General features: G+C 40.4%; 24 protein-coding genes. 12 read left to right on the top strand and 12 right to left on the bottom strand.

Annotation, left to right across the window (positions count from 1 at the left end; translation table 11 throughout):
• The first annotated feature begins 140 nt into the window (after nt 1-140).
• The 12 genes from ACQKCJ_RS04910 to ACQKCJ_RS04855 are packed head-to-tail and all read left to right on the top strand — an operon-like array spanning nt 141 to nt 9,613.
• Nucleotides 141-446 carry a DUF4134 domain-containing protein gene (locus ACQKCJ_RS04910; protein WP_173965772.1) on the top strand — a complete coding sequence of 102 codons (306 nt, stop codon included), beginning with the start codon at nt 141-143 and terminating at the stop codon, nt 444-446.
• Nucleotides 446-787 (top strand): DUF4133 domain-containing protein, encoded by a 342-nt coding sequence (locus ACQKCJ_RS04905; protein WP_427401551.1) that lies wholly within the window; start codon nt 446-448, stop codon nt 785-787. The genes ACQKCJ_RS04910 and ACQKCJ_RS04905 overlap by 1 nt, the downstream gene beginning before the upstream one ends.
• Entirely contained in the window at nt 784-3,288 is a 2,505-nt protein-coding gene (locus tag ACQKCJ_RS04900; RefSeq protein ID WP_173965768.1) for a TraG family conjugative transposon ATPase, read from the top strand. The genes ACQKCJ_RS04905 and ACQKCJ_RS04900 overlap by 4 nt, the downstream gene beginning before the upstream one ends.
• Before the next feature lie 26 nt (nt 3,289-3,314).
• Nucleotides 3,315-3,947, top strand: a complete 633-nt coding sequence (locus ACQKCJ_RS04895; RefSeq protein ID WP_173965767.1) for a DUF4141 domain-containing protein — start codon at nt 3,315-3,317, stop codon at nt 3,945-3,947.
• A gap of 3 nt (nt 3,948-3,950) precedes the next feature.
• Nucleotides 3,951-4,946, top strand: coding sequence for a conjugative transposon protein TraJ (gene traJ, locus ACQKCJ_RS04890; RefSeq protein ID WP_173965765.1), 996 nt, complete (start codon nt 3,951-3,953; stop codon nt 4,944-4,946).
• 18 nt (nt 4,947-4,964) lie between these two features.
• Nucleotides 4,965-5,588 (top strand): conjugative transposon protein TraK, encoded by a 624-nt coding sequence (gene traK, locus ACQKCJ_RS04885; RefSeq protein WP_173965763.1) that lies wholly within the window; start codon nt 4,965-4,967, stop codon nt 5,586-5,588.
• Nucleotides 5,589-5,600: 12 nt separating this feature from the next.
• Complete coding sequence (locus ACQKCJ_RS04880; protein ID WP_173965759.1) at nt 5,601-6,029, top strand: hypothetical protein; 429 nt, start codon at nt 5,601-5,603, stop codon at nt 6,027-6,029.
• An 18-nt stretch (nt 6,030-6,047) separates the two neighbouring features.
• A complete protein-coding gene (locus ACQKCJ_RS04875) occupies nt 6,048-6,335 on the top strand; it encodes a nitrogen regulatory IIA protein (RefSeq protein WP_173965757.1) in 288 nt (95 codons plus the stop codon).
• The gene (traM, locus tag ACQKCJ_RS04870) at nt 6,322-7,656 is read left to right on the top strand and encodes a conjugative transposon protein TraM (protein ID WP_173965756.1); all 1,335 of its coding nucleotides are present in this window, start codon (nt 6,322-6,324) and stop codon (nt 7,654-7,656) included. Before ACQKCJ_RS04875 ends, traM begins: the two co-directional genes overlap by 14 nt.
• A 23-nt stretch (nt 7,657-7,679) precedes the next feature.
• Nucleotides 7,680-8,573 (top strand): conjugative transposon protein TraN, encoded by an 894-nt coding sequence (gene traN, locus ACQKCJ_RS04865; RefSeq protein WP_173965754.1) that lies wholly within the window; start codon nt 7,680-7,682, stop codon nt 8,571-8,573.
• A 27-nt stretch (nt 8,574-8,600) separates the two neighbouring features.
• The gene (locus ACQKCJ_RS04860) at nt 8,601-9,161 is read left to right on the top strand and encodes a conjugal transfer protein TraO (protein ID WP_173965752.1); all 561 of its coding nucleotides are present in this window, start codon (nt 8,601-8,603) and stop codon (nt 9,159-9,161) included.
• Nucleotides 9,162-9,172: 11 nt separating this feature from the next.
• A complete protein-coding gene (locus ACQKCJ_RS04855) occupies nt 9,173-9,613 on the top strand; it encodes a DUF3872 domain-containing protein (protein WP_173965751.1) in 441 nt (146 codons plus the stop codon).
• A 208-nt stretch (nt 9,614-9,821) separates the two neighbouring features.
• Here ACQKCJ_RS04855 and ACQKCJ_RS04850 read toward each other — a convergent pair whose 3' ends face one another.
• The 12 genes from ACQKCJ_RS04850 to ACQKCJ_RS04795 all read right to left on the bottom strand — a co-directional run bounded on the left by ACQKCJ_RS04850 (nt 9,822) and on the right by ACQKCJ_RS04795 (nt 16,818).
• Nucleotides 9,822-10,028, bottom strand: coding sequence for a GDCCVxC domain-containing (seleno)protein (locus tag ACQKCJ_RS04850; RefSeq protein WP_246253202.1), 207 nt, complete (start codon nt 10,026-10,028; stop codon nt 9,822-9,824).
• A 1-nt stretch (nt 10,029) separates the two neighbouring features.
• Nucleotides 10,030-10,629 carry a mercuric transport protein MerTP gene (merTP, locus tag ACQKCJ_RS04845; RefSeq protein ID WP_173965749.1) on the bottom strand — a complete coding sequence of 200 codons (600 nt, stop codon included), beginning with the start codon at nt 10,627-10,629 and terminating at the stop codon, nt 10,030-10,032.
• Nucleotides 10,626-11,000, bottom strand: coding sequence for an ArsR/SmtB family transcription factor (locus tag ACQKCJ_RS04840; protein WP_173965747.1), 375 nt, complete (start codon nt 10,998-11,000; stop codon nt 10,626-10,628). Before ACQKCJ_RS04840 ends, merTP begins: the two co-directional genes overlap by 4 nt.
• Nucleotides 11,001-11,296: 296 nt before the next feature.
• The gene (locus ACQKCJ_RS04835; RefSeq protein WP_173965746.1) at nt 11,297-12,103 is read right to left on the bottom strand and encodes a PRTRC system ThiF family protein; all 807 of its coding nucleotides are present in this window, start codon (nt 12,101-12,103) and stop codon (nt 11,297-11,299) included.
• Entirely contained in the window at nt 12,103-12,828 is a 726-nt protein-coding gene (locus tag ACQKCJ_RS04830) for a PRTRC system protein B (protein ID WP_173965744.1), read from the bottom strand. Before ACQKCJ_RS04830 ends, ACQKCJ_RS04835 begins: the two co-directional genes overlap by 1 nt.
• Complete coding sequence (locus tag ACQKCJ_RS04825; protein WP_173965742.1) at nt 12,825-14,000, bottom strand: hypothetical protein; 1,176 nt, start codon at nt 13,998-14,000, stop codon at nt 12,825-12,827. Before ACQKCJ_RS04825 ends, ACQKCJ_RS04830 begins: the two co-directional genes overlap by 4 nt.
• A gap of 16 nt (nt 14,001-14,016) precedes the next feature.
• On the bottom strand, nt 14,017-14,235 hold the full coding sequence (locus ACQKCJ_RS04820; RefSeq protein WP_089478534.1) for a PRTRC system protein C: 219 nt from the start codon (nt 14,233-14,235) through the stop codon (nt 14,017-14,019).
• Nucleotides 14,236-14,260: 25 nt separating this feature from the next.
• A complete protein-coding gene (locus ACQKCJ_RS04815) occupies nt 14,261-14,860 on the bottom strand; it encodes a PRTRC system protein E (protein WP_173965740.1) in 600 nt (199 codons plus the stop codon).
• A gap of 12 nt (nt 14,861-14,872) precedes the next feature.
• Nucleotides 14,873-15,067 (bottom strand): hypothetical protein, encoded by a 195-nt coding sequence (locus ACQKCJ_RS04810; RefSeq protein WP_173965739.1) that lies wholly within the window; start codon nt 15,065-15,067, stop codon nt 14,873-14,875.
• A gap of 12 nt (nt 15,068-15,079) precedes the next feature.
• Entirely contained in the window at nt 15,080-15,277 is a 198-nt protein-coding gene (locus ACQKCJ_RS04805) for a DNA-binding protein (protein WP_173965737.1), read from the bottom strand.
• A 54-nt stretch (nt 15,278-15,331) separates the two neighbouring features.
• Nucleotides 15,332-16,405 carry a DUF932 domain-containing protein gene (locus ACQKCJ_RS04800; RefSeq protein ID WP_173965735.1) on the bottom strand — a complete coding sequence of 358 codons (1,074 nt, stop codon included), beginning with the start codon at nt 16,403-16,405 and terminating at the stop codon, nt 15,332-15,334.
• A 35-nt stretch (nt 16,406-16,440) separates the two neighbouring features.
• Nucleotides 16,441-16,818, bottom strand: coding sequence for a single-stranded DNA-binding protein (locus ACQKCJ_RS04795; protein ID WP_173965733.1), 378 nt, complete (start codon nt 16,816-16,818; stop codon nt 16,441-16,443).
• Nucleotides 16,819-17,467: the final 649 nt, after the last annotated feature.

Here is a 17,467-nt window from a genome sequence, read left to right as displayed (position 1 = left end):
AAATTCTTGTTATAACAGCTATTTACTGCCAAATAATTCCGTTGACAACCAGTTCACTATAGCGTCTTCATTTCCAAGACACCTTTGTTTCTAAAGCCCGCAACCTGAGGGAAATAACAAAAATTTAAAGTGTTTTAATCATGGAAAAACAAAGAAAAAAAATCCTGTTGGCAACAGTGGCAATGCTGACAGGTTTAAGTGCGCTCGCACAAGGCAACGGCACAGCCGGTATCAACGAAGCCACCCAAATGGTAACCTCTTATTTCGATCCCGCCACACAGCTGATCTACGCCATTGGAGCGGTGGTAGGTCTTATCGGAGGGGTTAAGGTGTACAACAAATTTAGCAGTGGAGATCCCGATACCAGCAAAACTGCGGCAAGCTGGTTTGGTGCGTGTATCTTCCTGATTGTGGCCGCTACCATTTTGCGATCTTTCTTCCTTTAATGCCTTGCCTTATGAATTACAACATCAACAAAGGCATTGGGAGAACTGTAGAGTTTAAGGGGCTGAAAGCACAATACCTATTCATCTTCGCTGGTGGACTACTCGGAACACTTATCCTGGTTATGATATTTTATATGGCTGGAGTGAATTCCTACATCTGCCTTTTTCTAGGAATTGGCGGCGCCTCACTGATCGTATGGCAGACTTTCTCTCTGAACAAAAAGTATGGAGAGCACGGACTAATGAAAATTGGGGCAAATAAAAGACATCCCCGTTACATTATCTGTCGCAAGTCTATACACCGCTATTTAAGGTTCACTCCTAAAGGGAACACTGTATGAGAAATTCAGCAAAGATCACAACACTAGAGAGCAGGTTTCCATTGCTGGCAGTAGAGAACAATTGTATCCTGTCAAAGGATGCAGATATTACTGCCTGTTTTAAAGTACAGCTTCCGGAACTATTCACAGTAGCATCCGCCGAATATGAAGCTATCCATTCTGCCTGGCATAAAGCGATCAAGACTCTGCCAGATTTTACCATTGTTCACAAGCAGGATTGGTACATCAAAGAAAGCTACGAGCCGGATATGGGAAAAGACGACCACAGTTTTCTGGCAAAGTCTTATGAACGCCATTTTAACGAACGTCCCTTCCTGAACCATTATTGTTACCTGTTCCTGACCAAGACGACTAAAGAGCGTATGCGTATGCAGAGCAACTTCTCTTCATTATGCAAAGGTGCACTGATACCAAAAGAAATCAGGGACAAGGAAGCAATCCATCGTTTTATGGAAGCGGTTGCACAATTTGAACGAATCGTTAACGACAGCGGATTTATAAGCCTGCAGCGCCTCACGGAAGAAGATATAATCGGAGCCGAAGGAAAACAAGGATTACTGGAACAGTATCTGACATTGTCAAGAGAGGTCGGAACTCCGATGCAGGACATCGCACTTGGGGGAGAAGAGGTTCGTATAGGCAATAAAAGGCTTTGCCTGCACACGCTTTCCGATACGGAAGATCTGCCTGCAGCGGTATCGACCCATACCCGTTATGAAAAACTATCCACCGACCGTAGCGACTGCCGGCTTTCATTTGCTGCACCTGTTGGACTGTTGCTAAGCTGTAATCATATCTACAATCAGTATTTGTTTTTGGATAACAGCGAAGACAACCTGCAAAAGTTTGAGAAAGCCGCAAGAAACATGCACTCACTGGCCCGTTACAGCCGTGCCAATCAGATTAACAAAGAATGGATAGAACGTTATTTGAACGAAGCCCATTCTTTCGGGTTGTCTTCAATTAGGGCACACTTCAACATCATGGCGTGGTCAGATGATCCCGGTGAACTTAAGCAGATAAAGAATGACAGCGGAAGTGCTCTGGCACTAATGGAATGCAAACCACGCCATAACACGACAGATGTTGCTACACTATATTGGGCGGGAATGCCGGGCAATGCTGGGGATTTTCCAAGTGAAGAAAGTTTTTACACATTCATTGAACCGGCTTTGTGTTTTTTCACCGAAGAAACCAATTATCATAATTCACCATCGCCTTTCGGTATTAAGATGGCAGACAGGCTTACCGGAAAACCCATCCATCTGGATATTTCCGACCTGCCTATGAAACGTGGGATTATCACCAACAGGAACAAGTTCATATTGGGCCCGTCAGGTTCAGGAAAATCATTTTTTACCAACCACATGGTGCGTCAATATTATGAGCAGGGCGCACATGTCCTGCTGGTTGACACCGGTAACTCTTATCAGGGTTTGTGCGAACTTATCAAGGGGAAGACCAAAGGAGAAGACGGGGTTTATTTCACTTATACCGAAGACAATCCCATTGCCTTTAATCCTTTCTATACCGATGATGGCGTATTCGACATTGAAAAGAGAGAAAGCGTAAAGACATTAATACTAACGCTGTGGAAACGTGATGACGAGCCGCCGAGCCGTTCTGAAGAAGTGGCATTATCCAATGCAGTGAGCGGATATATTGAGCGTATCAAACACAATGAGATCTATCCGTCTTTTAATGGCTTCTATGAATATGTTCAGAGCGATTACCGTAAGATATTGGAAGAAAAACAGGTCAGGGAAAAGGACTTTGATATTGCCAATTTCCTGAATGTACTGGAACCTTATTACAAAGGAGGAGAGTACGATTACCTGCTGAACTCCGATAAACAGTTAGACCTGCTTTCCAAACGATTTATTGTCTTTGAGATTGATGCGATCAAAGATCACAAAATCCTCTTTCCCATTGTGACCATTATCATTATGGAAGTCTTCATAAATAAGATGAGGAGACTCAAAGGCATCCGTAAACTGATCCTGATTGAAGAGGCGTGGAAAGCCATTGCCAAAGAAGGAATGGCAGAATATCTGAAGTACCTTTTTAAAACTGTTAGGAAATTTTTTGGCGAAGCAATCGTAGTAACACAAGAGGTTGATGACATCATCCAATCACCAATCGTCAAAGAAAGTATCATCAACAACTCCGATTGTAAAATCCTGCTTGACCAGCGGAAGTACATGAACAAATTTGATGAAATACAAGCAATGCTTGGTCTCACTGACAAAGAAAAAGCACAGGTACTTTCCATTAACATGAACAACGATCCGGCGCGGCTTTACAAAGAAGTATGGATAGGCTTGGGTGGTACACACTCTGCGGTATATGCGACAGAAGTCTCTGTTGAAGAATATTTGGCCTACACCACCGAAGAAACTGAAAAACTGGAAGTAATGCAGCTTGCCGGAGAATTGGACGGTAATGTAGAGCTTGCCATCAAGCACATCGCCATGAGGCGACGCGCGAAAGAAAATCAATAATCACTAACAATTTAAAAATCTAAAAAATGAAAAAATTACTATTTGTAGTGAGTATGGCACTCTTGCTTGCCACTGCACCCTGTGCAAAAGCACAATTTGTGGTCACTGATCCTGCAAATCTGGCTTCAGGTATTCTTAACAGTGCCAATGAAATTGTACAGACTTCAAACACAGTATCCAATGTCGTTAAAAATTTCAAGGAAGTAGAAAAGGTCTATAAGCAGGGCAAAGAATATTACGACAAACTGCAGGCGGTAAACAATCTGGTGAAAGATGCACGCAAGGTACAGCAGACTGTACTATTGGTTGGCGATGTTTCTCAGATGTATGTAAAGAATTTTGGTAAGATGATAAATGATCCCAATTTTTCTGCTCAGGAATTGGCAGCTATTGCCAATGGCTATTCGACGCTGCTTGGTGAAAGCACAGAATTACTGAAAGAACTCAAGCAGATTGTAAGCTCATCAAGCCTGTCGCTGAATGACAAAGACCGAATGGATATTATTGACCGCGTGTACAAAGAAGTGAAAGAATACCACAGTTTAGTACGCTACTACACCAACAAAAATATCTCGGTAAGCATACTAAGGGCAAAGAAGCAGAACAATACAAAAAGAGTACTTGACCTCTATGGAACCCCAAATCAAAAATACTGGTAAGCGATGGAATTTAATAATCTTCACGAAGTCCTGCGTTCCCTGTATGATGAGATGCTGCCATTGTCCGCCGATATGGCGGCAGTGGCTAAAGGACTGGCTGGCTTGGGAGCCTTGTTTTATGTAGCCACCAAGGTATGGCAGGCTCTCAGCCGGGCAGAACCGATTGATATGTATCCTTTGCTGCGTCCTTTTGCACTTGGACTCTGCATCATGTTTTTCCCCACAATAGTCCTGGGAACTTTAAATGCGGTATTAAGTCCCGTTGTACAAGGTACTCACGCTATCCTCGAAAATCAGGTTCTTGACCTGAACGATCTACAGGCAAAGAAAGACATGTTGGAGCGTGAGGCAATGCTCCGCGATCCTGAAACTGCCTATATGGTATCAAACGAAGAGTTTGATAAGAAATTGGACGAATTGGGATGGTCGCCTTCTGACATAGGAACAATGGCAGGAATGTATATGGATAGACAAACCTACGAGATAGAGAAAGCAATAAAGGAATGGTTCCGCAATTTGCTGGAAATACTTTTTCAGGCAGCAGCTTTGGTCATTGATACCATACGGACTTTCTTTCTGATTGTACTGTCAATTTTAGGCCCGATAGCTTTTGCCATATCGGTATGGGATGGCTTTCAGTCTACGCTCACACAGTGGCTCACCCGATATGTCAGCGTGTATTTATGGCTTCCTGTAGCTGATTTGTTCAGTTCTATGCTTGCCAAGATACAGTCGCTGATTGTTGAACGGGATATTGAGATGCTTGCCGATCCTACTTTCATCCCCGACACCTCCAACACCGTGTACATCATCTTTATGATTATAGGCATCGTGGGGTACTTCACTATTCCGACAGTCACAGGCTGGATCATTCAGGCTGGTGGAGCAGGGAACTTTACCCGAAATGTTAACCAGACAGCCATGAAATCCGGAAATATTGCCGGCGCAGGAGCAGGTTCAACAGTAGGGAATATAGGCGGCAGGCTGATAAACAAGTAATCATTAATCATTAATAAAATGGAATTTAAAACACTAAGAAATATCGAAAACAGTTTCAGGCAGATAAGATTATATGCCATTGTGTTTGCTTTACTCTGCACCGGAGTTGCAGGATATGCCGTCTGGCAGTCCTACCGTTTTGCAGAGCAGCAACGTCAGAAAATCTATGTTCTGGACAATGGGAAATCACTGATGCTCGCGCTCGCACAGGATGCGTCGATCAACCGTCCGGTAGAAGCAAGGGAACATGTAAAGCGTTTTCACGAACTTTTTTTTACACTTGCACCAGACAAGAATGCCATTGAAAGTAATATGAAAAGGGCGTTTAATCTCGCAGATAAAAGTGCCTTTGATTATTACAAAGACCTCTCTGAAAAAGGATATTATAACCGTATCATATCAGGTAATGTACAGCAGCGTATTGAAGTGGACAGCGTAATGGTCAATTTCGAAACTTATCCCTATGCAGTGCGCAGTTATGCCAAACAATTTATCATCCGTTCCAGTAATGTGACAAAACGCAATCTGGTTACGTCCTGTTTCCTTGTCAACTCTGTCCGCTCGGACAATAACCCTCAAGGCTTTAATATTGAAAAGTTTGCAGTACTAGAGAATAGGGATATAGAAGTCATCGAGCGTTAAAAAAATAATCTTATGGAAACATTATTAGAATTAAACAGCTTCGCAAAAATCCTGACTGACAAAGGATATAACGAGTATTTCCATACGCAGGGTGCTTATGCAGGAAAGCTGAAAGAAAGCTTAAGCGAATTCTTTGAAAGCTGCCAAAAAGGTACAGATAGTCTGCCTAAGCATGATTTACTGCTGACAAGCTACCTGCAATGGTCAGGTGATGAGAGGCCTCGTATAGAATGTGCAATGTGGGTGAAACACCTTAATGGAGAACTCTCGCTAAGCCGAATGGAAATAATAAAAAAAGACCAATTCGGGCAGATACTAAAAAAAATCGAACTGAAAGACCTTTCTGTAATATCCGCACCAAAGTTAACCGAAGCAATTGCAATGGTCAATGATAAGCCAAAGCAACAGACAGGTCAAAGTCCGAAGCGCTTCAAGCTATAACACAGAAATAACAAGGCTATGAAAAAAATAAGAACCAATATAAACAAGTGGTTTGACAGGCTTGAGGAAAGCTGGCAGGCATTGCCTTTATATAAACAGCAGAGGTATACACTTTATTTTTTTGGAGCATATCTGCTGCTTACCGCAGGGGTAATTTTTAAAGTATGTTATGATACAGCAAGCTCAGAGCATAGCATGAACATTGAGCATATTAAAAATCCAGTGCTCAAAAAGAAAGAAAGTCCCGCACGCTTGCAGGACACATTAGTAACAATTTTAAAAGACAAGATTTATGAAAGAAGATGAAAAAAGAGCCGTCGTCCTGTTAGAAGGAGACGGACAAAGCAAAGTGTCCAAGGAGACCGATGATAAAAGAAGTACCATTGAAAGATTTAAAAAACCACTGATATTCGTTTTAATGGGGATCGTGTTTTTAGGTTCTATGTACCTCATATTTAAACCGTCTTCGGATAAAAAGGGAATCGAAAATATAGGAATGAACGATACTGTTCCACAGGCGACGGAAGAAGGAATGCAGGCTGACAAGCAAAAGGCTTACGAGAAGCAAATGATGGAAGAAAAAGTGCAGCAAAAGCGTGATGCCCTTACTACTCTGGCTGATTATTGGAACGAAGGAAGCACAACTGGCGAAGGGGAAGAGCGACTAAATAATGACGAGGAACAAAATCAAAACAATAGCGATGGCAACAGGTCAGAAAAACCCGCTAATCCGGCATTAAACAGTTATCGAAATGCACAAAGTACACTGGGTTCTTTCTATCAGGATGATAATGGTGAATCACAGGAACTCCGTAAGCAATTGGAAGAACTAAAAGGAAAACTGGCAGAAAAGGAAATACCTGCCGCAGTAACGGTAAATGACCAGTTGGCACTCATGGAGAAATCCTATCAGATGGCTGCAAAGTATCTTCCTTCAGGTACAAATACTGCTGAAACTGCAAGCAATAAGGTTAATGCACCTGTGGTTTTGGATGCTTCGCCGAAAAAACATTTTGCAGCATTCACCAGTGCAAGAAAAAATACGGTATCATCTTTATACCGTGAGCCTGCTGATAGTGCTTTTATAGCCGACTGGAGCGAAATCAGAAACCGTAGTTTTAACACAGAAGGTTCGGCGGAGAAGGTGATACAGCCAAAGAACAGCATTAAAGCCTGTGTACAGGAAACACAGACTATTATTTGGGAAAGCAGTGTACGACTTCGTTTATTGGAGCCTGCCCAAACGGGTAATATTACCATTGAAAAGGGAACAATCCTAACCGCTAATGCAAAGCTTCAGGGCGGACGTCTGGAGTTAAAGATTACTTCCATAGAACAGCAAGGAAACATCATCCCAGTAGACATCACCATTTATGACCTTGATGGACAGCAGGGATTATACGTACCGTATTCTCCGGAAATGAATGCCCTTAGCGAAATGGCAGGGAACATGAGCCAGACATCCGGAACAAGCCTGATGCTTACCCAATCTGCAGGACAACAGGCAGCGGCTGATTTAAGCCGTGGCGTAGTTCAGGGAATTTCAGGTTATTTCTCCAAAAAAGTAAGGACACCAAAAGTTACCCTAAAAGCAGGACATCAAGTATTCCTTGTTTCTAAAAAATAATAATAACTCAAATAAACTAAACAATGAAAAATCATTTTAAAACCTTTTGGGCAATTGCCCTAATGATTGGCTTTGCGGTATCTTCTTTTGCACAGCAAAGCGCAAAAACTTCCCTTGCTTTGGGCAGGATAGAACCATACCAAATGGAAGTTACTTATGATAAAACCTCCCATTTGATTTTCCCAACAGCTATACGCTATGTGGATTTGGGCAGTGAATACCTGATCGCAGGGAAGGCAGAAGATGCGGAGAACGTACTTCGTGTAAAGGCTTCAGCAAGGGATTTTGAACAGGAAACCAATTTTTCGGTCATTACCGATGACGGACACTTTTACAGTTTTGATGTGTACTACAATTCCAACCCTCAGACGCTCAGCTATAACCTGCTGACGATGCAAAAGACAGTGGATAAAGATACAGGAAACGATGTGCTTTTTGAAGAACTGGGCAATACTGCACCTTCGCTGGCAGGGTTACTGCTGGAAACCATCTACAAAAAAGATAAACGCATTATAAAACACATTGGCGCTAAAAGTTTTGGCATCCAGTTTATACTCAAAGGAATTTATATCCATAATGGCAATTACTATTTCCATACCCAGCTAACAAACAGTACTAATGTTCCTTTCCAGATTGATTTTATCAATTTCAAGGTAGTGGACAAAAAGATTGCAAAACGTACCGTGATACAGGAAAGGTCAATAGTACCACTTCGCAGCTACAAATCACTTGGTGAGATTGGAGGAAAAACTGCCGAACAGAACGTGTTTTTGTTAGATCAGTTTACCATTGCCGATGACAAGGTGCTTCTGATTGAGATTTTTGAAAAGAACGGTGGCAGGCATCAAACCATGCAGGTAGAAAATTCTGATTTGATAAAAGCCCGATTGGTTGGCGAAATGCATCTGAAATTTTAGTAACGTAATAAAAACAACAGTAGAAAAATGAAAAAGTATATCTATATAACGATGCTCGTTTTGATGAGCACTACAATCGCGCAGGCACAACGCATGCTGTCGAAACAAAAGGGACTGGAATTGAGTGCGGGAAGCTTTTCGGGTGATTATCCCGGCAGGAACTATTACCTCAATATTGGCATGACAGTAAATGGCAAGAATGGTAATTACCAGCTTTGGGCTTTGGAATATTCCCATCAGTATTATAAATACAAAGACCTGCGAATCCCACAGGAAACCTATACTGCCGAAGGCGGTTACAGTTTCTTCCTTTTAGGTGATGCTGGTAAAAATATTACCCTGAATGCAGCTATAACTGGTGTCATTGGTTATGAGAGCATTAACAGGGGAGAGGATTTATTATTTGACGGAGCTAAAATACTCAGCCAGGACCACTTCATTTATGGTGCTGGTGGGAGGCTGTCTATTGAAACATATTTGTCCGACCGATTTGTTCTGTTATTGCAGATACGTACAAAAGTTCTGTGGGGCACAGATCTGGAACAGTTCCGACCATCGGCAGGAGCAGGAATAAGATTTAATTTTTAAAATATAAAATCATGATAATATTTTTAAATAAATTTACACTAGGATTACTTCCCGTATTTGTGGCAGTCCTGCTAAGTTGCATTACTTTGGTATCTTGCAATACAGACGAACTGGAATTACAGAATGATTTTCCTTTTGAAGTGAAAATAATGCCGGTTCCCTCAGCTATTGCAAAGGGGAATGCAGTAGAGATGAGGATTTCAATAGAGCGAAGCGGTAATTATTCAGGCACGCAATATTTTATCCGTTATTTTCAGTTTGAAGGTCAGGGAACTTTATGTTATTATGGTGAAATGCCATACCTTCCAAACGATTTGTATTCTTTGCCGAAGGAACAATTCAGGTTGTATTATACTTCGAATTCGACCGTTTCCCAATCCTTTGAAGTATGGATTTCGGATAATTTCGGGAACGAAAAGCAATTGAGTTTTGAGTTTAACAGCACCGATTAGTTGTCAGATGTAGGTATAAGTTTGCATTATAAAAATTCACATTTAATTACACCCCGAAGTTCATCTTCGGGGTGTTTTGTTTTGCTATTATATTACAAATTGCTAACGGAATAATTGTGTAACTTCACAAACGGTCGTATCTTAGTTATGATTTGCCCCTTATTGCAATATGATAAATTAGATAATAATTAGAAATAGATTTCTTTATTTAACAGCATTTTACATCTTGTTGAATTGGCGGACACTTGACACTTCCGAAACTGCAAAACACACAACAGTCACCTTGTAGGGGGGTTAATACAGTCTTGCACTTTTCACACTCGTAAAAATATTGACAAGCATTTGTCGGCATCGTTTCTTCTTTTTTGCTCCCGCAATTAGGACAGGTAATTATTGATTGTAATATGAGTTCCATTTTATTTTTCTTTTTTTTCAGTTATGGTATATCCTGTTGCATTAATCGCCTTTTCAATTTCGGTAATGTTCGTTTTTGAATTGTCAAATTCTACGATTGCATTTTTTTTCTCGTATGAAGTAGTTGCTTTGATTATTCCAGATAGTTTACTCACTTCATGGTTTACGTGTTCTTCACAACTTGTGCAAGTCATTCCGCTAATACCAAACTCAATGATTTTGGTATTAGAGTTATTAATTGCAACTGTTTGTTTCTGTGCTTCAGGATAAAAAATATGTGCATAGGAAGGAAAAGCAAGCATCAGTCCGGCAAAAACAGTAACAATAGCCAGAAAGGTTTTGCTTTGAATAAATGTCTGTTTTTTCTCTACATCACAATTGCAATCTATTTGTTTTTTTGGTTTTATTTTTTGATACCAGGCAAAACCGAGAACCAAAATAGTCAAACCTATAAAGTAGGGTCTTGCAGGCTCTAGCCAGGAAAAAGACGAGGCAACTCCACTTGTACCTGCAATTAGAGCTAGTATAGGAGTAATGCAACAAATCGAGGCTGCGATTGCCGTCATAATCCCAGTACCCAAAAGTTTATTTTCTATTTTCATATCGTTTCTGTGATTTTATCTTTATTAAGCATATTGAAAATTAATTTGAGCATTTCTTCATGCTCTTTTGTCAGGGAATAAAAGATTGTTTGAGCTTGTCTCTCAGTTTCTATTAAGTTCCTATCTTTAAGCTTTCTCAAATGTTGTGAAATTGCCGAGATTGTCATTCCCAGTATGTCACTAAGGTCACAAACACAAAGTTTTTTCTCCGTGTATATCAGAAATAGTATTTTCAACCTTACATTGTTACCAACCAATTCTAGTCCATTTGATAGATAATCAAATGAGTCATCCATTTTCAATATTTTGGTTTTACAACGACCAATCTGTTTGCTATCTGCTTGTTGGCGGATACAAGAAATATTTTCCATTATGCAAATTTATTGATATTTTCTTATTTAAGCAAATGCTTAAATAAGATTATGTGTTTTTGCAACAAAAAATTTGGAATGTAATATAGAATCTTTTCCTTGGTCCCTTGTAAGGAAAGAAAAGAAGTCCTCTAAAATAACACAAGGGATACTGCATATCCCTTATAAAATTTTCGCAGTCTGTTTGATAAAATGGCGCATTGTGCATTTTTATTAAAATGACTGCACCGCTTAAACGCAAAAAGACTGTCCCGACCATTTTGGGAGGGAGTGTCTTTTTGCCGCCCGATTTTGGATCAGGCGACTTTTAGGGGTTGTGACTGAAAATTTCCAAGATTAAGGAAAAATCCCCTGTACTCGGTCATGCCATAACGGAACAAACTCCACAACAGCGAACATCCCATTTGTGCCAAGGCAGAATTGATAAATAATTCCTGTTTTTCCAAGGCTTCTGCTAAGGAACAGCTTGGTGTGTCGTCCTGTTCTTCGGATTGTAGTAGCAATTCCCCAAATTCTTCGGTAACAAATGGCAGGCTTGCCACCGTTTCATACTTTTCAGAATTGGGTTGCTTAATTTCTCCAATAGTGGATAATATGACCTGTCCTGTATGTTGGCTGTTTCCAAAGTCTAACCAATATTTAGGTGTATCTCTATGATTTCTGCGGTTGCATAATTCTTTAAGTATTTCAGCAACGCCAAACCTCGCCTGTACATTGTCCACACAAGTAATATAGATAGTTGCAAGTGCATTTTGGGGCAGTCTTCCTAAACTATCTTTCTCAAATTTCACCGTTTCCGCTTTCCAATAAGTTCCCATAAAACGATTTGCCCGATTAATAAGGGCAACGGATTTAAATAAGCTAACCTCGCACTCGGCAAAACGCTGTCTGCCCAAATTGGCAGTCGTGATAACATCGTCATCCCAAAGGCGAACGGATAATCCTGCGTGTCCAAGTTCAATCAGGCTGTGGTTCATTTCCATTAAGGCGGTCAGTACTTTTGAACCCGTGCCTCCTGCACCGATTACATTTACAGTGATAGGGTTAGTCGGATTTATGAGGTAGTTATCCGTAAAATGTATTTTTGTTTTCTCGGTATTCATCACAATAGATTTTTAAGGGTTTTGTTATTTTTTTTCAGTACCTCTTTAGGAAAGGACTTATCTGAATTGATTAGGTCTTTCCAAAGGTTTACACAATTGCCATTTATTGGGCTGTTTCTTCCCAATAAATGGCTGAAATAGGAATTAAAAAAGTAGTCTTCCCAACCGTTGGTAAATTCCTCAACCGAAGCCGAGTTTTTAATATTGATATTGACCGAACCCATACATACTTTCCCATCTTCATAGATGTTGAAAAATGGTGCGCAATACAAAGGCGTTTTTTCTGTCGGTCGTCGGTCGCTTGCCAATGCAAATACCGTAAGACTATTTTTGTTGGCATACCAAATCATTGGCGGTGCATAAGCCATTCCGTTGGGTATTTCCAAACTGTTCACAAAATACATTTGTCGTCTTTGTGCTTTGGTGTACCACAATACCGAACTTTTATCTGCATTATGATTTATCTGCAATATGTTTGTCGGCAGTATTCCATTGGATTTTAAAAAGGCTTTGTCCTTATCCTTTTCTGTTACCAATGCCCTTGCCAATACTTTTGCTTCCCATTCTGTGAGTGGGTGGGCATTAATAGGATTACCGTTCTTGTCCATATCGAAATGCTCCACATATACATCGCTGTTCGCTCCTCTGGTTTCATAGAAAACAAGTGCGGATTTAGGATGGTACAGGGTACCAAAGCTTTTTGTTATATCGGTTGTATTTTTCATTTTCTTGTGGTTTTGTAGTTATAAAGCAAACTGCACATATCGTCCAAAAGCGCAAATAATCCGTTCTCAAAATCAAGGCTTTTTTTCGTTACCTCTTTTTTGTCAAAACGTTTGCAGATGGTCGGTTCCTGCATTTCTGCGTACTCGTTAAACTCATTGTTGATGCTCTCGGCAAGGTTCTCGTACAGCCATCCTTTTGTGTGCGATATAAAGGAAATATACTTTTCCATACCAATGGTTTCATTGTCGTCGTCGTCATTATCAGGGTCTTGTTCCCGCATTGGTGCATTTCGGAAAATGCTTGCGTTCGGATATTCCGTAAACAGCGCAAAGGCATTAGAAGCTGTCAGCCAACATTCATGGTCGAATGCATCACGTCTTTTAAAAGTGTTTAAACGCTGTCCGAATACCTGCAAGCTCATAGGGTTAAAAATCTTTTGCTCGATACAATCTCCAATAAATTCCGATTTTTCAAACTCAAGTTTACACGCTTCGTTTTCTTCAGTTTCATCGTCCTGCTCCACCCATTCTTTGTGCATTTCATACATCCAATACAGGTAACTGTTTTCCTGTCTGAAATAAGGAACATCTGCAATGTGATATAGGTAAGAGCAAACAGAAATAAGCAGTTGGGCATTTCTTTTGCGCTTGGGATCGTGTAACATTTGATACAGCGGTTCAATCGGTATATAATACAGGGTTGTACTTGTGTTGTATTTTTCCTCACTGATGAAATACGTTTTATTACTGTCCTGTACCAAACGTATTTCCTGCCAATTCAGAACACTTTGCTTTAGCTTTTTTTCCATATCCCATATAGTTAATGCCATATTGTAAGGATATTCAAATTGGTTGGTCTGCATTGGTTCTATCTTGTAATGCCCTGCAAGTTTGGAAAGGGACTTATAAAAATCCTTTTCTGTTTTTACTGTTTCTGTGCAAGCCTGTACAGTTTGCGTTTCTTTCAGTCTCGGCAGGAATGAAGTCTTTAGAAAACCATTGGCAACATTTCCACAGGCACTGACCTGCGTTTGTCTTTTTGAATCTCGCTCGCATCTTTGGATTTTTGCATCCATTGGGCGAACTCGCTGAGCTGTTTGTACAACTGCCTTTGTTGTTTTTGTTCGGGCGGTTTTATTGTTCCCGATATGATATGTTTGTGCATAGTCCATTGCTTTAAATTTTGATTTAACCTTTTGTGCCCATTACGCTCTCAAATCGGTATTCTACTGCATCATCCTTGATGGCGGGTGCAGATATTTTGGCGGTTGTCAAAATGGGATACCTGTTGGCGTAAAAATTTAGTACTGCTTCCACGCTCCAACGTGGTTCGGGATCGGTCAATATAATATCGTGTCCTTTATCTTTGAGTATAAACACTCTTTCCAATTGCGTTGCTAATAACATGATGATGAATTTTAAGTTATTACATTTAGTTTTCCTGTGCAGTTTCTGTTTGGTAGTCGGCAGTAACTTCTTCCGCTTTTGCGGGTTCGGGTTTTTCTTCCTCGATAGCTCCGAAAAGACTTGGCGCAGAAAACTTGTCGGATAGTTCTCTTTTGCGTTTGCGTATCTCGTCAGCCTTTTCAGGGAACTCTGTTATTTCGGGTACTTTTACCCACGCTTCACGGAATTTGCCCTCTTTCTCCAATTCATCTGCCTTTGCCATTGCGTCTTTGAACTTCTTGTCTTTGGCTTCCAGTTCTTTCTTCTGCCTGTCAACTTTGTCCTTTTCCATTGCAGACTGTTTTTTGGTTTCTTCCAACTGCTTCATAAAGCTTTCCATATTGACCATTAAGCCTGAAGCTGTTTCTATGGGTGTGGTTATGTTCTCGAAAAAACCGTTGTCGAGTTCCTCTGCTGTTCCCCGAAGATTAAGCGGTGGTATGATGTTCTTTGCGTTATCTCCGCACTGTTCGTTTTGGAGCATAACCGATACGATTAGGTTGTTTTCTGCTCCTTTTGCTATGGTGAGTTGCAAATCACCTATAATCTGCAACTGTGCTATCTGATTGAAAAAATTTGCGTTCATCGTTCTAAAATTTTATTTGTCGTCTAATTGTTTTTTAATTGCTCTAAGTTTCTCGTACATATCTGTCCAATACGCTTTTTGCCTTTTATCAAACTCGGAGAAACGTTTGTCCTCGTGGCGGTATTTCTTGTACTGTCCTGCCATTTTAATGGCTTCTTTAAGGTTGGTCACCTCAATAGGGCAACCGTTTAAATCTGTTATCTTCATCACTTTATCAGTTCAGTTTTCAGCGGTATAAACTCCGTTTTCGTAATAGCCTGTAAGCTGTTCCCAAGTCCTTAAAAGGCTATTGGTATCTATATAGAAATACTCGGTTCTATTGCAGTAAATGATATATACAGCTTCGTCTTTGTATTTCGTTTCAAGGCTTTGTGATTTAGCCATACTTTTAGCTTCGTCTATTGATTTTGCTTTCATATCAGTTATTGTTATAGTAGGCTACCACCGATTAAGGCGGTAGCCTATGGTTATCTAATTAAGGTTTAGGATTTCTGCACCGTCTAAGGCAAAGCCTGTACACAAGTCAAATGCTTTTTGTGATTTGAGTTGAGCAGTACCGCCCAAAACAATGCTCTGTAACTTGGCTTCATCATCTTTGTATTTGCGTACATTCTGATAGTAGCCTGTAACAGCGTTATATGCTCCGAACAATGTGCCTTTGGTAGTGTCCATCTGCTGTGTGTCGCTTGTCATAGCATACGCAAAGGCATCCTCAACGGTATTTTTGAATATGGTGGAAATTTCATCTTCTGCACCTTTTTTTAGTAAATCGAAAGTTTCTTTATTTGGACAAAGTGCCAATTGGATTAGCTTTCTCACTTCCTTGTCTGTTACCTTTACTTTTGCCCATTCATTGAAAATATTCTCTAACTGGATGCTCAAGGAGTTCGCTAAACCCATAATCTTGTGAGCGTTCTCAATACGCTGTTTTGCTCCCGATGTGTGTTTGATACGCACTACATTTGTCATATTTCGCAATGAAGCATTAAGGGTGTTTTGGCATACGATACGGATAGGCGTAAAAGCGGCTGTGATACTTCCGCTACCATCGTGCGAAGTGGTCAGGAAAATGTATTTTTCGGTTACATCATCGCCATTTCCAACTCGGATATAGTCAGGTAGTTTGGCTGTAATAAATATGCGTTCCCCGTTGCCCAACGCTCCTGCAGTTTCATAGAGTATTCCCTCTCCACCGCCTACAATGGCATCAAAGAAACTGAATGCTTCACGGTTCTGCACGATATGATAGTCTTTACCGACCACACCCAATACTGCATTGTTATCGGTGCGTATATTGGCAAAATAGTTAGGGACTTCCAATTCGTTACTGCCTATCTCGATACTGTCAGCCGTTTGAATAATGCTCGAACCTTTGGTAAATAGCGGACTTTTAACGACTTCGTAATCTAACCCTGCAAATTTGATAGCTTCCTCGCTTGTTGGGTATTGCTCTACAATTTGCCCAAGTCCGTGCCACGCTTTTTCCTTTACACTAAAGAATGAATAGCGTCCTGTTTCGCTGTTAAAATTGATATTATGTGCCATGATTTTAAAATTTTAAATTATTTAGATGCTCGTTGTTAAAATGGTAGGTCGTCCTTTGTATCGTCATTATTGTTTCCTGTAGGAGCCTGTACCGCTTCGGCTTTTTTACCGCTCCCGTGCAGTTTGATTTGCGAGGTGTTGAAGTTCAGTCCTGCGTGCGGTTGACCGTCACTTCCTGTCCACGCTCTTGCGCTCACTTTGCCTGTCAGTTCTACCACCGTACCTTTTGTGAGTATCTGCGCTACTTTTGGACTAAGCCAGTAGGCGCAATCGAAATACGTTGTCTGCTCTATGCGTTCGCCCACTTTGTTTTTGTAGCTGTCGTTGATGGCTACCGAAAAATTTACTACTGTTTTGCTGTTCGACACGTTGCGTACCTGCGCATCCGCTGTCACTCTTCCTGTGATGTTCATAATTTCTACGATTTTTAGTGATTAATTTTTTTTGAAATTTTATTCGGCAATGAGAGGAGGTGCTGTTTTGTTTCATCAAATCCATTTTTAATATTTTACTTTTCATTGCTGACATTTTTTTTATTCGTCTAAAGAGCCGGAGTATGCTATGTTTCGTTTCGGGAGCATAAAAAGGTTAGTGTCTAGCAATAGCAAGGCTTTGACAAAAAATACAACCCGGATGGGTGGAGATTTTTTGTCAAACCTGAAGGGCCTGACCTTGCTATTGCGTTAAGGACACGGAATTACCTTTGCTGCTGAAATGAGACAAAGGCATACTGGTTATTGAATTTAAAAATGAAGGGGAAGCAATGAATAATGCAATCTGGCAAAAGAATTCAATATGATCAGAACAATTGCTCCTACTTAGGACTTGAAAAAGGAATGTTATTTTTTGCGAGAATTGAAGATATTAACTTGAATACTACATAAAAAAAGCCCATGAAAATCATTGATTTTCATGGGCTTTTTGGATAAGGACAGTTAGTTATGACATCTGATTTGCAATATATTATAATTAATTTTATCTTTAACAATGCGTTATATCTACCTCATAATCTGCTATTTCACAATACGAAGCATTAACACAACGCTAATAAAGATAGTCGTT

This window comes from Flavobacterium sp. NPDC079362, from assembly GCF_050267765.1.
GTDB lineage: Bacteria > Bacteroidota > Bacteroidia > Flavobacteriales > Flavobacteriaceae > Flavobacterium > Flavobacterium azizsancarii.
The sequence above is the reverse complement of the archived record's forward strand: the minus strand, read 5'-3'. Positions and strand labels throughout refer to the sequence as shown.